The sequence below is a fragment of the Exiguobacterium sp. AT1b genome (assembly GCF_000023045.1).
GTDB lineage: Bacteria > Bacillota > Bacilli > Exiguobacteriales > Exiguobacteriaceae > Exiguobacterium.
The window spans coordinates 251,506-266,053 of record NC_012673.1; the positions used below are offsets into that span (position 1 = coordinate 251,506).

Genomic DNA, 14,548 nt, shown 5'->3' on the forward strand with positions numbered 1-14,548 from the left:
TCATCTCATTGTGAATTTTTCCCGATTCTCGTTTTACACAAACGCTTTTCGCTTCATTTGCGCGCTCAGCCGATGAATCGCCTCGTCCAACAGTTCACGACGAGTCCCGATATTCATCCGTTCGAACGCTTCACCTTGAGGACCGAACGGACCACCCGGTGACAAGAAGATCCGAACCTCATGATGAAGCCATGACTTCCGCTCCTCGGCAGACATCGGTAACTCCGAGAAATCGAGCCAAAGCAGATAACTCGCTTCCGGACGGGTCGTATGGAGCATCGGGAGGTTTGATTCGATGGAATCGATCACGTCATTCATTTGTTGCTCCAATTCTTCTCGCAACTGGTCGAGCCAACGTTCCGCGCGGTTATCGGTATACGCGGCGATGATAGCCGTGTTTGCGAACGGTGTCGGGAGCACATGATGTTTGTTCTGTACTTTCGTGATTTGCTTCCGCCACTCATCGACCGGACAAATGATGTAGGACGCAAATAATCCGGCGATGTTAAATGCTTTTGATGGCGCACTCACCGTGATGACACGTGGGTCGAGTGTGCCGATTGCGGTATGTTGATGAGACGGGAACGTCAAGTCTGCATGAATCTCGTCAGCGACGAGGATCACCTCATATTGATTCGCGAGTGCTACGACCTTCTCTAGTTCCGCTCTCGTCCAGACACGTCCAACTGGATTATGTGGGGAACAGAGTAAGAAGAGTTTCGCTTGCTTCATCGCTTCCTCGAGTGCGACAAAATCCATCTCGTAGCGTTCGTCAGTTTTTTTCAACGGGGCATCGAACACTTGTCGTTTGGAGCCGACAACGAGTTCATGGAATGGTGGATAGACAGGTGACTGGATGACGACGCCATCTCCGACTTCAGTCAACGCCTCGACGATATGAGTCAACGCAGGTACAACACCGCTAGAGAATAACACATGGTTCGGGTCTACAATCAAATCGTGACGTCGGCCGTACCAATCACTGACCGCCTTCTGCGCTTCAGGTGCGAACAATGTATACCCGAATTCCCCTTGAGCGGCTCTTGCGGCGAGCGCCTCGGAGATGGACGGGGCAGTCCGGATATCGATATCCGCTACCCAAAGCGGTAACACATCCTCAGATAAACGGAACCATCGTTCCAGCCCATCCCATTTCACCGAATTCGTACCTTTACGTACAAGTTGTTGTTGTAAAATTGATTTCATGTTCATCCCTCCTCCTCTTACTGTATCAAAGTTGATTCGACTGCGTGCCAAAAAAGCATAGCAGTTTCTTGCCGACTTCGTTATACTCGATCGAGATAAGAAAGGAGGCACGTCAATGCGTGTTACCGTCATTCGCAACAAACGAAGAAAAAAAGCCGCATTTTATGTCACGCCAAACGGCATCGAGCTACGTATTCCAGCACGTTTGTCTAAACGAGTCGTCGATCGCATACTAGAAGAGCACGACACATGGATTCATGAGATATCGCAAAAGCTCCCTCGACAGACGTCCGTTCTCGATAAGGGGCTCGTTTTTCATGGGAAAAACTATCCGACCAAGATAGATGATGGCACGACTCTCCGATTTGACGGCTCCTCATTTTTCGTTCCGAGGAGATGGGACGAAAACGCCCTGACTAAACATTATGAGGCATGGCTACGTGAACGCGCGCTTGAATATGTAATCAACCAGGCACCGATTTACGAAAAATTATTGGATGTTAAAGCGAAAAAGATTCGAGTTGGTCATCAAAAGACACGGTGGGGATCATGTAGTTCGAACGGAACCATCTCCATCAATGTCCGCCTCATGCTGGCGCCAAAAGAGATGATGGACTACGTCATCGCTCACGAATGGGTGCATCTCGTTCACTTCGATCACTCCCCTTCTTTTTGGAGCACGTTACAAACGATCTATCCGAATACCGCTACAGCGAAAGATTGGTTGAAACGACACGGACATACGTTACGACTCAAAAAAACCGACTGACCCTGTGTAGGGTCAATCGGTTCACAGGTTGGATGTAAACGTGTCGGCCGTATCATGTAACTCGGCTGCTGCCTGCTCGAACGTATGGAATCGCTCCATCGTCTGTTCCATCGTTTTTGCACTTAACTGAATCTCTTGATTGGACGCAGTGACACCTTCTACAATTTTCCGAAGCTCGACGTTCATCCCTTCCGTGTTCGAGTTGACGTCGATGACCGCACGTTCAACCATACGGGAGAGGTTGCGGACCTCAGTCGCAACCACATTAAATCCAAGCCCGTGTTCACCTGCTCGTGCCGCTTCGATGGCAGCATTCAGGGACAACAGATTCGTTTGTGCGGCAATCTCTTTGATCGACGAGGCAATTTTCGCGATGTCATCGGCTTGACGACGCAAGTTCTGAAGGGCATGGAGGTTGTCCGCGGCATCTTTTGCAAGCTTTTCAATCGTTTCATTCAATACTTTCGTGTCTTGCATGCCTGTCTTCGCCCGTTCGTCGAGCACATCGGTCATCGATTTAAAGCGATACGCATAATCCTCAATCACTTGTTGCCGTGCGGTGATGTCCGATGCGATCTTGACGACACCGATGACATCATCTCCTTCAAAAATCGGCATATACGTCGCCTCGAGCCAAATGGTTTCCCCTTTTGCATTCTCACGCTCCACTTTATCCGAGAAACTGAAACCATTCCATAATTTCTCCCAAAATGCCGAATACTCTGGACTATTGACAAAGGAAGAAGGGCAGAACAAGTGATGCTGCATGCCAATCATCTCCTCGCGTCTATATTTCATTGCTTTCGCAAACGTATCGTTCACATCGACGACCCGGCGTTGACGATCGAATCGAATCATCGCCATATTCGTTTCAATGGATTGAAAAACGTCTGCAGATTGAATTCTTTTTTGGTTCAAAGTACTCATTATAGATAGCAACCTTTCTTATTCTTAGGATGTTCGTACTAAATCGTGAATTTCAGTGTAACGTATCCCATAACATATCATTACTCTCTTTTTATACAGAAGGTCAATATCTTGGTTTTGAAGTATTTACCAAATAAAAAGACGCCGATTGGCGCCTTTCACTCATTTAAATCAGGGAAATAGGAGAAAAACGTTTCCGCCCCTGCACTGCTCAGTTTGAACGTTTGGTTTCGTGTTTCATCCGTCACATAGACATCTACTTTTTTAGACCGTTTCTTGAAGCTTAACTGAAACTCTTGCCCTTTCCATCCGTCGATGATGGTGAGAAAGGGATAGTCTCCCACTTCTCCAGCTCGATCAACCGGTTCTGCCTCCTTAAATGCGTTCATCAAATCAGACATGTCGGTGCCAGCCGCACGTAATGTATCCGGATAATTCAATGTGGCCTCCACATCTAACGGTTTTTTATGGAGAAAGAAGAACGGACCGCGTGGAACGGAAGGATTTGCTATGAGTCCTGCTTCAGTGGATTCTTTAATGGACTCATTCGTGGCAAACTCGCCCTTCGTGTACGTCAAGCTGACTTCTTCTTTCACACGTTTCCCATTTTTCATGTATGAGAAGATGTAAAGCGGTGTCTTAACCCCCGGCTCTAATGTATCCGTCTGAAGGACCCGTTCGACTTTTAATCCTTCGAACTGGATGGGGACATGTGCGCTGTCTTTCTCATCCCATACAAGGAACGGTTGAATGGATGTCGTTCCATTCGTAGTTTCGAAGTAGAAGTGAGCGGCTTCCAATTTGTCATTATATCCGAGTGCAATCTTTGCGGTTCCCATTTGCGCATTATATGGTTCAATGGTTGAAATGGGAAAGATTCCATCCTGATCACCAACTGTCAATGCAATCGCTCCATTCAAGGGAGAAGTCAAATGAACCATCGTGTCTTTGAACAGGTTGATGGGCATCCCCAGGTACTCTGATGGGTCACTCTGTTCTGCGACTTCTTCTTCCTCTTTCGTACCCGCTTTCATTTTCGGGACGTTCGGAACTTCGATACCTGCTGATAAATCAAGGAAGTCCGGTAGTTCATCAATCTTCCCTAATTTCATGTTGGAATAGTCTCCGTCATAGCAAATGGTGTAGTTTTCTTTTCCTTTCAAGAAAGTCACCAATTTATATGAGCTCGGATCATAATCTGATATCATGACTTTCCGATTCACCGCATATGAATTGAAAACCGTTACATCCCCCTCGATCTGAGTGAGCGGTTCACCCGTACAAGCGCCGAGAATTGCAGTCGACCACGTCTCCGAGTCCGCATCCATCTGATTCGCATATAAATCGCCCACGTTCCATTGCTCAGGCATATAGTCCAACTTTACGACATCCATCTGTTCTCCAGCACAACCCGACAAAATCCCGACTGTGCTTAACATCAATAGCATTCGTTTCATCATGACTCTTTCACCTCCGGAAATAGATCCAAGAATCGTTCCGCTCCTTTGCTTGATAGTTTGAATGTTTGATCGCGAAGCAGGTCCGTCAGATAAACATCGATTTTTTGAGATCGTTCCTTGAAACTTAACTGAAATTCTTGAGCACCCCAACCATCGACGATCGTAAGACGCGAATAGTCAGTCACATCTCCAGCACGTTTGACAGGTATTGCGTCATCAATTTCATTCATCAGATCTGATATGTCGTTCTCTTCAGCCATTAGCACGTTTGGGTACTGAATATCGAGCGCACCGTTTAATGGCTTCTCATGAACATAAACGAATGGACCATTTGAATGGCTAGCGTTTTGAACAGGATCATGTGTCGAAAATTCATCATTCAAATAAGTTAAACTGATTTCCTCATTCACACGTTTCCCATCTTCAATGAAGGAGAACGTGTAGAGAGGCATCTTGACACCCGGTTCAAGAATGTCTTCCCGAAGTACCTGTTCTACTTGTAGCCCTTCGAATTGAATCGGCTCGTGTTTATGCTCTTTTTCATTCCACACGACTAAAGGAAGTATGGTCGTCAATCCATCATTTTTCTCATAGTAAAAATACGCTTCTTTCGATTGTTCGTCATACCCGAGCGCGATTCCCACTTCTTCCGATTGGGCATTAAACGGGTCTAAATGAGAAAGTGGGAAAAATCCCCGTTGATCTCCAATCGTTAAATCGATCTGGCCATATAATGGGGGTGTCACATGAATCATTGTCCCTTCGAGGAGAGAGACAGACATAGGATAGAAATGACCTTCGTCTTTCTGTTCCATTTGTTTCAATTCTTCATGTGTACCCGTGCGAATCGTTGGCGTACTCAAGATGTCGGTTCCTTCTTCTGTATGAACGAAGTAAGGGAATTCATCTATCTCTTCCGCCCTGATTTGTTCAGAAGCGCTGTCATAGCAAACGGTGTATGGTTGATCTCCTTCCATATACATCACGATTTTATATGCATCGTCGAATTTTCGATTCAATTCATACGAGCGATAGACGGTGACGTCCTCTTCGATTCGTGAGATTGCATTCCCGGAACACGCATCGAGTAAATCAGGAGTCCACATCACCGACTTGGCATCCATATGACCTGATTGAAGATCTTTCACATTCCAGTGTTCCGGGAGGTAGTCTAGCTTTACGACATCCATCTGTTCATCATCACAACCTGTCAATAAACCTACACAACAAATTAGTAAAAGGATTCGCTTCATAATGTTTCCTTTAGGCGCGGAAATATGTCTAAGAACGATTCCGCTCCTGCGCTCGATAATTTAAACGTTTGATCGCGGAGCGGGTCCGTTAAATAGATATCGATTTTTTTCGAACGCTTTTGATAGCTGATTTCGAATACTTGACCCTTCCAACCGTCTGTTAAAGTCAAATATCGATATTCTGAATCTTCTCCGCGGCGATCGACGGGGTCTGCCTCATTGACGATGTCGAACAATTCTTTCGCTTCCTCTTTCGTGGCATCACTATATTCTGCGAATTCCATCGCCCCTCCATCGTATGGTTTGCGATGGACGATGACCCTTGGCCCGGCTTCTTCAACAGGCAACCAATCCTCAAACATCGGATCCGGTTCTTCTCCTTCTTTTAAAAACAAGCCAGGAGCGAATCGAATCGTCATCGTTTCGGTCACACGTTTCCCGTTTTTCAGATACGAGAAAGTATAGAACGGAGTTTCCTCTTCTTCGTTCAGTTCACGAGCTGTCGCGACAGTCTTGATCTCTAACTCGGAAAAGACCGTATTCTCTTTTGACTCCGGGTCCTCTAACTCATCAAACTCGATCGGTTGAGGTATAAAAAATTGACCGTCAAACGAGTAAAGAATATATGGACGAAACGTCTTTTTATCATATCCGATGGCAATCTGTTGATTCGGCATCTCAAATCCTCGCGGCTCGAACTGCGCAATCGGATAACGGATCACCTTGCCACCGAGTTTCATTTCAAGTTCGCCGTAGAGCGCCGGTTCGATTTCCAGTAACGTATGCGGGAACGGGGTGATGGAATTCCCGTCGATCTCCAACCCTTCTGCTTCCACCAACTTGTCTTGTAACGCAGAAAATGTCTGATGAATACGAGGGAGTCGTGGAAGTCGAATTCCGTCACTTGTATTCACAAAGTCTGGAAACGAGTCAATCGCTTCCGCCATCAGTTGATTGGTGTAGCTTTCACGACATACGACATACCGTTCGTCACCTTCTAAGTACGTCACGACTTTCATCGTATATGGGGTCATGGCTGAAGCAGGCTCGGTTCTCCCTGCAATCGCCGTTTGATATACCGTGATGTCACCCTTTAATTCGGTTGCACGCTCCCCATCGCATGCAGCCAATACTTCTTTTGACTCATGAACTTTAATCATCTCTCCTTCTTTTGAATAGCTTTCCACGTTCCATTGATCCTCTATGTAATCTAGTTGAATGACTTCTATATTAGATGCCCCACATGCGCTTAAAAATGAAGCACTAAGTAACATCATGATTCCTCTTTTGTACAAAATATCCCCTCCTATAATCTCCTCATCCAATTTTACCATTATCTAACTATCCTATACGGAAAAAAATCCGCTCACGTTTCATGAGCGGATGGTAGAACAATCATTTACTTTGGTCGATGGCACGTTGCAATCGGGACTCGACATCTAAAGCGACGGCTTGTAACGATTCGTCATCGATGAGGCGAATTAATTCAGTCGGTCTTGGCATACCAATTTGGGTATGGTCGTCTTTTTCGAACACCGCGATTTTGCATGGAAGGAAGTAGCCTCCTTCTAACTGTTGCGACAGCACTTCTTTTGCCGCCTTCGGATTGCATACTTCTAAGATACGATACTTCCCATCAATCCCCTGCCCTTTTTTCTCGAGCGTCTCACTCAAATCAAAGTCCCAGAGCACCCCAAATGATTCTTCTTTCAATGCTTCTCCGAGACGAACGACAACGTCATCTACGGTACGGTCAGATTGTACGGTATAGTCAAACATCTTCATTCCTCCTTATGTGGTTACTCATGAAATCTGTACCCGAACGAAGTCATGCTCAATCAAAAAGAAACTGTATGTGATTTGAAACATAATCACGAACTCGAACGTATAAAAGGAGATAATAGTTAGAACCAAACTGATGTAAAGGAGAAGTGGTTGTCGTGACGGTCACGGTATTCACGCATACGAGCTGCAGTTCTTCCAGAAAAACGATTGATTGGTTACGGGAACAAAAGATTCCCTTCATCGAAAAGAAATTGACAGACCAAGGTTTATCCTTCGGAGAATTCAAAGAGATGTTGAGCTTGACGGAAAATGGGACGACGGACTTGTTGTCGGTCCAAAAGAGTGTCTATAAACAAGCGGCAGAGAAACTAGATGAGATGTCGATTCGTGAGCTATATAGCTTCGTCGCCTCGAATCCTCAAATCCTGAAAAGTCCGATCGTCTTCGACCATCATCGCATCCAGGTCGGTTTCAGTGAAAAAGAGATTCGGACGTTCATCCCGAGACATGACCGCATCGCTGAACTGAAACGTCTGCTCCATAACGCATAAATCGTGTCGCTTTCGCGACACGATTCTTTTTATGCCTTTTTCAATTTTGCCGCCAGTCGATTCCCGAAGGATTGGATGGACTGAACGAGGAGGATGAGGACAAAAATGGTCACGTACATGACTTCCGGTTCGAAACGAAGGTGTCCGTATTGATAGGCGATGTCCCCCAGCCCACCTGCCCCGACGAGTCCCGCCATCGCCGTCGCCCCAATCAACCCGATCGTCGCAATCGTCAATCCGAGAACGATAGAAGAACGTGCTTCACGGATTAACACATACCAGATGATTTTTCTCGTCGAGATGCCCATCGCTTCATACGCCTCGATGACCCCGCGGTCGACTTCGAGTAGTGCCGACTCCATGAGTCGAGCGATATACGGTGCGGTGAAGACGATCAAGGGGAGCAATACGCCCTGCACGCCGATTGTCGTCCCCATGATGAACCGTGTGAACGGTAAGATGAAGAACAATAGAATGATGAACGGGATGGAACGGATGACGTTGATAACACTCGATAATCCACCATAGACGAATCGGTTTGCGAGTCTGCCATTCGGTCTCGTCAAAACGAGCAACGTCCCGAGCGGCAATCCGATCAAGGTCGAGATCAAAAGCGCGATGCTCGTCATCGTCAACGTTTGAACCGTTCCTGTCCAGATTAAGTCACCCCAGTCTGTCCAAAACTGTTGCATGGTTTGACACCTCCCTCACATGTACGCCGCTCGTCTTCAAATAACGGACGGCGAGTTCCGTTTGATCATGATCCCCGTCAAGATGGACGAGCAAGTTTCCGACAAGCCCCGCCTTTAACTTCTTGATTCCGCCTCCGATGATGTTCGGTAGGATGCCGAACCGCTTGGTCAATTGTGCCAGGACTGCTTGTTCCGTCTGACTGCCGATGAACGACAAGTGGACGAGCGTTCCCCGAGTCTGGAGTTCCGAGACGACTTCTTCCGGCACGTCGAGATTTGTCTTAAGAAACTTCTGGGTCGTCTCGTGTGACGGATTGGAGAAGACGTCTAGTACGTGTCCTTGTTCAACGATTTGGCCACGATCGATGACGGCGACCCGGTCACAGATTCGTTCGATGACTTCCATCTCATGTGTGATCAAGAAAATCGTCAATCCGAGCTCGCGATTGATTTCGAGCAGTAACTCTAAAATCGACTCGGTCGTCTCAGGGTCGAGTGCACTTGTCGCCTCATCACTGAGGAGAATATCAGGCTCGTGGGCGAGCGCTCGCGCAATGGCGACACGTTGTTTCTGTCCACCTGACAATTGTTCAGGGTAATGGTTCCGATGTTCGCTCAGTCCGACGATTTGGAGATAGCGGTCGACCCGTTCACGGATGACCTGCTTCCCGAGACCTTCGAGACGAAGCGGGATGGCGACATTCTCTTCGACGGTCGCAGTCTTCAGCAGGTTGTAGTGCTGAAAGATCATACCGATTCGCTGGCGTAACGTCGACAACCCTTTCTTTTTGAGGAGCGTGATATCTTGTCCCTCAATCTCGACGACCCCTGATGTCGGACGCTCCAAAAGATTGATCATCCGGATGAGCGTACTCTTCCCGGCACCACTTCGTCCGATGATTCCGAAGATTTCCCCTCTCTCAATCGTGAGGGAGACATCATCGAGTGCCGTGATCGTGTCTCCGTTGACCTTGAACTCCTTGGTGATTTGTTTCAGTTCAATCATAAGACCCCTCCTTAAAACGCCGGCACGACCGAACCATTGAATTCTTCTTCGATGAAGGCACGTACTTCCTCTGAATGATAGTAAGACTTCAGCGTCTTCACGACTTCATCTTCTTTATTGGCTGAACGGACGACGACGTAGTTCGGATATGGGTTGTCGACCGTATCTTCATGGAAGAGGGCATCTTCGTTAATGGATAGACCCGCTCCCATCGCGAAGTTCGTGTTGATGGCTGCGAGTGCCACTTCCGGGAGTTGCGTCGGCAGTTGAGATGCTTCAAGTTCAATAAATTCGAGGTTGAGCGGATTCTCAGCAATGTCGCGCTTCGTTGCTTTATCCGTCAATCCTTCTTTTAACGTGATGAGCCCAGCCGTTTCATATAGTCGTAACGCACGGAGCTCATTCGCCGGGTCGTTAGGGACGGCCACTTTATCGCCTTCCTTTAAGTCCTTGATATCCGTCAATTTCTCTGAATAGAGCCCCATCGGGAAAGCGACCGTCTTGAAGACGTCGTCAATCTTATATCCCTTGTCCGCTTTTTGCAGTTCGAGGAACGAGAGCGTCTGATAGCTGTTCACGTCGAGACTCCCTTCATCGAGAGCCGTGTTCGGCGTGTTGTAATCGTTGAATACTTTGATGTCGATTTCAAGACCGTCCTTTTTTGCGAGCTCCTGTACTTTCTCGGCGATCTGTTCGTGTGGTCCACCAGTGACGCCGATCGTCAGCTCTTTCGTGCTGAGCGTCTCGCTCGCCTCGGATTGTCCGCACGCTGAGAGTGCGATGGCCGCAAGGATAGATGTACCTGCCAAAATGGTTTTTTGTTTAATGTTCATGAATGATTCCTCCTCCAAATGAAAAGCCCGCTACTCAAAAAGAGCGGCGGGCACGACACGTGAAAGTCGGACACGCTCATCTCCCAGACGTCTCGTCTGTTGGAATTAGCACCATGATCATTTCTGATCTGGTTGCCGGGTTTCATCGGGCCAGTCCCTCCACCACTCTTGATAAGCAATCGGTTCTATTATTTTGTTATTATATTACTGATAAAAGAATTATTTGTAAACCATTTTTTGAAGATTTCTTAAAATTTCTTTTAATCGTTCAGCATCTTCGATTTTGCGTATGCCTTGAATCGACATTTCTTCGATGACATAGTCGACCAATTCATCGACTTGATCAAAGCGAATGCCAAGTTGTTCGAGTGACGTTGGAGCGGCGATGGCGTGTAGCCAATTCTCGAGGAATGAGGCGTCTTCGGATGAAGCCAATCGTTCTTGAACGATCAGCCCAAAGCCTACTTTATCCCCGTGCAACCAGTGATGCGTCGAATCAAAACGACTGAGCGCATTATGCACCGCATGGGCGACGGCGACACGAGTGCCGGCATCGCCGAACCCACCGACGGCACCTCCGATGGCGAGGACATGATCAACGATATATCGGATGTCAGTGCCATAATGGCGAAAATCATCTTCACGAATGGACAAATCCATCAACGCTCCGCATTGTGCCGCAAGCGAAAGCCCCGACTGAATCCCTGCGTCCCTTGATGTTGTTCCGCTAATATATCGAGCCTCGAACCACTTTGCGACCGTATCGATGACACCAGCCTTAAAATAATCGTAAGGTGAATCACGTAACAGTCGTTCATCCGCAATGACGCGCTCGATGATGACAGGGAACGTATCGTATCGTAAATATGTACCATCTTCACCATAGATCACGCTGAGCGGGGTAAACGTGGCACAATTCGACACAAGTGTCGGAACGACGATGAGCGGGACCGACTGAGTGAATGCAATCCGCTTCGCCGTATCAATCAATTTACCGCCACCGACGGCAATCCATACGTCAGGTCGATAAGCTGTTAGTCGTTCGACTTCTTCGTCTGAACATTCCCCCTTGAATCGTACGCTCGAAATTTCTGCTAGACGAGGGGACACGCGAATCGCTTCACCGTATCCGTTAAATCCTTTCAAAACGAGTGCCGCCCGATTCCCAATCAATGAGTAAAGTTGATCGAGCGCATCGTTCGAATGGTCATATTCCAGCACCGCTTGTCGAATCATTGATGAATCTCCTCGTAGGCTGCAAACAGTCTCTCAATTCGTTCTACCGCTTCATCAATCTTCTGTTCAGACGACACGAGACCAAAGCGGATGTGGTGCTCCCCCTCCGTTCCAAAAAAGTAGCCCGGTGTGACGGCGACGCCCGCCTCATGTAGTAACTTCGTCGAGAATGATTTTGCATCGCCTTCAGGCACTCTCGCCCATACGAAGAAAGAACCTTTTGGTGCCTCAATCTCCCACCCTGCCCGGCGTAACCCATCAATCAATCGGTTTCGTCTTGTTTCGTAAAGCGAGGCTAGGTCGTCACGTATGTCACGCGGGGATTCTAACGCCACGATGGCTGCCTCTTGAATGGCAGAGAACACAGAGACGTGGACATGATCTTGGTACGTATTGATCGCCTCGATGATATCTGCATTTCCGACTGCGAACGCGACACGCCATCCCGACATGTTGAACGCCTTCGACATCGTATACACCTCAATCCCGATTTCTTTTGCCCCGTCTGCTTGGAGAAAACTTGGCGGGACATGCCCATCAAAGCCAATACTTCCATAGGCGAAATCGTGTACGACCATCAGATCATGGTTTGTGGCGAATTTAACCGTCTCCTCAAAGAAGGCTGGCGTCGCGACAGCGCCGGTCGGATTGCTCGGGTAGTTCAAATACATGAGTCGAGCATGAAGCGGATCGAGCGTGGCGTAATCCGGGAGATAGCCGTGTTCCTCCTTTAACGTCAAATCGATGATGTCCGCTCCGGCGAGGCGCGCGCCCGAGATATAATCGGGATAGCCAGGGTTCGGGAGCAAGATGCCTTCACCTGGTTCAAGAAGACATTGAGGCAACGTGATTAGACCCGATTTGCTACCAATCAAGATCGCCACTTCCTTTGCTGGGTCGAGGTCGACTCCGTATTCACGTTGATAGAATGCGGCCACAGCTTCTTTTAGTCGAGCCTGTCCCCGGAATGGTCCGTATTGATGGGTCGTCGGGTCGGTCAATGCTCGTTCCAGTGCCTCACAGATTGGAGCTGGTGTCGGTAAGTCGGGTGTGCCTTGTCCGAGTCGGATGACGGTCTTGCCACTCGCCTCGACTGCCGCGACTTCTTCTGCTAATCCGACAAAGTGTTGTGTCGGTAACGATTTTAATAACTTGGAACGTCTGTCTGCCATGATGGGTCCTCCTCATACGAAAAAACACCCCTTTCTGAGGAAAGGGGTGCTCGATACAGACGTATGTAGTCAACCACCTTTCCATCTCTCAAGGTCACCTTGCTGGAATTAGCACAGTATTTTGCAATCTGTTGCTGAAGCTTCATCGGGCCAGTCCCTCCGCTTCTCTTGATAGAAAGTGTCATTCGTTATGTAATTTTTGTATGTCCCTAAGTTAACCAGACATTCCCAACGGTGTCAAACATTTTTTTCAAAGAGAACATCTATTGAATCCTTTTCAAAAAACATTCATAGTAAAAGAGTAGAAAAATTATATTTGTATGAGGGGATAGAGCATTGGAGCTTAATCGTCAACTTATTTGGAAACTGAGTGTAATCGGACTGATCTTGCTCGTCTTATGGCGTGTCATCAGTGAACCGGATACCATCTCACGTGTCTTACAATACACGTTTCAGTTACTGACCCCTATCATCATGGGGATCGCCATCGCCTTGTTACTCAACACCGTACTCTCGTATATTGAAGAACGGTTCCACTTGAAGCGATATCAAGGACTACTCATCGTCTATATCACGTTCATCGGCATCTTGGCAATTTCGGTCGTCACGTTGTTCCCGCGGATTTACTCGAGTCTGTCATCACTCATCAATGAGTTACCGGTTTATATCCGTCAAATCGACGTGTTTTTAGGTGAAGTGAACAATTACTTGAAAGACTATAACGCGACGATCGCCCAAGCGATTGATTTTGCGCGCTTCGAGGATCGTTACTCTGGATGGGTCGAGACGGCCGTCCTCTCTTCCGTTAGTTATGTCTCTAGTTTTACAATGACATTGATCAACTTCTTGATTGGGATTGTGATCTCCATCTACTTGTTAAAGGACAAAGAAGTCTTCGCTCGTATGTTCAAGCGTCTTCTCTATGCGCTATTACCCGTCGGCACTGCGAAGACGACAATCGATATCTTTCAAGAGATGGATTATATCTTTAAGCGATATATCATTGGGAAGTCGCTCGACTGTCTGATTATTGGAGTGCTAGCAGTCATCGGACTCTTGATCATCGGGGCCCCATATGCCCTACTTCTCGGAGTCATCGTCGGCGTCTTAAACTTCATCCCATATGTCGGACCGCTACTCGGGATGATCCCAGCGTTTATCATCACCTATTTCTATGATCCGTTCACCGCCGTATTGGTACTCTTGTTCATCTTCTTGTTACAGCAGTTTGACGGATTGTGGCTCGGACCGAAGATTCTCGGAGATAGTGTCGGCATCACACCATTTTGGGTCATCACATCGATTATCATCGGAGGAAGCCTGTTCGGCCTCATCGGGATGTTCGTGAGCGTGCCGATCACGGCCATGATTCAAGTCGTCTTGTCTCGCCTCATCGATTATCGACTGAACCGAAAAAATCTAAATGAATTACTTTGATTCACCTCATAAATTTGTTGACACATTGAGGAAATGTGTCATACAGTTGAAGAGAAGAACACAATTAACAGAAAGGAGAGGTTCCCATGTCAGTAGTATCTTCGAAACCATTCACTCAAGTTCATACTGATTGGCAGGCACCTCTTCGATTGATTCATATCTAAGTCGCCTGCCTATCGAGGCATGCATAAACAACGTGGGACGTCGTATGCCTTCATGCA

General features: G+C 47.4%; 14 protein-coding genes and 2 riboswitches. Of the genes, 3 read left to right on the forward strand and 11 right to left on the reverse strand.

Annotation, left to right across the window (positions count from 1 at the left end):
• Positions 1-33 precede the first annotated feature (33 nt).
• Complete coding sequence (locus tag EAT1B_RS01405; RefSeq protein ID WP_012726336.1) at positions 34-1,206, reverse strand: MalY/PatB family protein; 1,173 nt, start codon at positions 1,204-1,206, stop codon at positions 34-36.
• A gap of 115 nt (positions 1,207-1,321) precedes the next feature.
• On the opposite strand from EAT1B_RS01405, the gene EAT1B_RS01410 reads away from it, so the two are divergent.
• Positions 1,322-1,975: a M48 family metallopeptidase gene (locus tag EAT1B_RS01410; RefSeq protein WP_012726337.1), complete on the forward strand. Its 654-nt coding sequence runs from the start codon at positions 1,322-1,324 to the stop codon at positions 1,973-1,975.
• A 21-nt stretch (positions 1,976-1,996) separates the two neighbouring features.
• Here EAT1B_RS01410 and EAT1B_RS16145 read toward each other — a convergent pair whose 3' ends face one another.
• From EAT1B_RS16145 to EAT1B_RS01435, 5 genes are all read right to left on the reverse strand, one after another.
• Positions 1,997-2,902: a methyl-accepting chemotaxis protein gene (locus EAT1B_RS16145; protein ID WP_012726338.1), complete on the reverse strand. Its 906-nt coding sequence runs from the start codon at positions 2,900-2,902 to the stop codon at positions 1,997-1,999.
• A gap of 158 nt (positions 2,903-3,060) precedes the next feature.
• Positions 3,061-4,362 (reverse strand): hypothetical protein, encoded by a 1,302-nt coding sequence (locus tag EAT1B_RS01420; RefSeq protein WP_012726339.1) that lies wholly within the window; start codon positions 4,360-4,362, stop codon positions 3,061-3,063.
• Positions 4,359-5,552 carry a hypothetical protein gene (locus tag EAT1B_RS01425; RefSeq protein WP_237708258.1) on the reverse strand — a complete coding sequence of 398 codons (1,194 nt, stop codon included), beginning with the start codon at positions 5,550-5,552 and terminating at the stop codon, positions 4,359-4,361. The genes EAT1B_RS01420 and EAT1B_RS01425 overlap by 4 nt, the downstream gene beginning before the upstream one ends.
• 59 nt (positions 5,553-5,611) lie before the next feature.
• On the reverse strand, positions 5,612-6,910 hold the full coding sequence (locus tag EAT1B_RS01430; protein ID WP_041917896.1) for a hypothetical protein: 1,299 nt from the start codon (positions 6,908-6,910) through the stop codon (positions 5,612-5,614).
• A gap of 100 nt (positions 6,911-7,010) precedes the next feature.
• Positions 7,011-7,394 (reverse strand): DUF302 domain-containing protein, encoded by a 384-nt coding sequence (locus tag EAT1B_RS01435; protein ID WP_012726342.1) that lies wholly within the window; start codon positions 7,392-7,394, stop codon positions 7,011-7,013.
• A 161-nt stretch (positions 7,395-7,555) separates the two neighbouring features.
• Between EAT1B_RS01435 and EAT1B_RS01440 the strand changes: the two genes are divergently transcribed.
• A complete protein-coding gene (locus EAT1B_RS01440) occupies positions 7,556-7,951 on the forward strand; it encodes a Spx/MgsR family RNA polymerase-binding regulatory protein (protein ID WP_012726343.1) in 396 nt (131 codons plus the stop codon).
• 29 nt (positions 7,952-7,980) lie between these two features.
• Here the strand turns inward: EAT1B_RS01440 and EAT1B_RS01445 are convergent, their stop codons facing one another.
• The 5 genes from EAT1B_RS01445 to EAT1B_RS01465 all read right to left on the reverse strand — a co-directional run bounded on the left by EAT1B_RS01445 (position 7,981) and on the right by EAT1B_RS01465 (position 12,890).
• Entirely contained in the window at positions 7,981-8,643 is a 663-nt protein-coding gene (locus EAT1B_RS01445; RefSeq protein WP_012726344.1) for a methionine ABC transporter permease, read from the reverse strand.
• On the reverse strand, positions 8,615-9,649 hold the full coding sequence (locus EAT1B_RS01450) for a methionine ABC transporter ATP-binding protein (RefSeq protein ID WP_012726345.1): 1,035 nt from the start codon (positions 9,647-9,649) through the stop codon (positions 8,615-8,617). The genes EAT1B_RS01445 and EAT1B_RS01450 overlap by 29 nt, the downstream gene beginning before the upstream one ends.
• An 11-nt stretch (positions 9,650-9,660) precedes the next feature.
• On the reverse strand, positions 9,661-10,482 hold the full coding sequence (locus EAT1B_RS01455) for a MetQ/NlpA family ABC transporter substrate-binding protein (protein ID WP_012726346.1): 822 nt from the start codon (positions 10,480-10,482) through the stop codon (positions 9,661-9,663).
• A 73-nt stretch (positions 10,483-10,555) separates the two neighbouring features.
• Positions 10,556-10,660: riboswitch (SAM riboswitch) on the reverse strand.
• Positions 10,661-10,701: 41 nt separating this feature from the next.
• Complete coding sequence (locus tag EAT1B_RS01460) at positions 10,702-11,718, reverse strand: iron-containing alcohol dehydrogenase (RefSeq protein ID WP_012726347.1); 1,017 nt, start codon at positions 11,716-11,718, stop codon at positions 10,702-10,704.
• Positions 11,715-12,890 carry an aminotransferase class I/II-fold pyridoxal phosphate-dependent enzyme gene (locus EAT1B_RS01465; protein ID WP_012726348.1) on the reverse strand — a complete coding sequence of 392 codons (1,176 nt, stop codon included), beginning with the start codon at positions 12,888-12,890 and terminating at the stop codon, positions 11,715-11,717. The genes EAT1B_RS01460 and EAT1B_RS01465 overlap by 4 nt, the downstream gene beginning before the upstream one ends.
• Positions 12,891-12,968: 78 nt before the next feature.
• Positions 12,969-13,068, reverse strand: a riboswitch (SAM riboswitch).
• A gap of 158 nt (positions 13,069-13,226) precedes the next feature.
• On the opposite strand from EAT1B_RS01465, the gene EAT1B_RS01470 reads away from it, so the two are divergent.
• Positions 13,227-14,327 (forward strand): AI-2E family transporter, encoded by a 1,101-nt coding sequence (locus tag EAT1B_RS01470; protein ID WP_012726349.1) that lies wholly within the window; start codon positions 13,227-13,229, stop codon positions 14,325-14,327.
• Positions 14,328-14,548 lie beyond the last annotated feature (221 nt).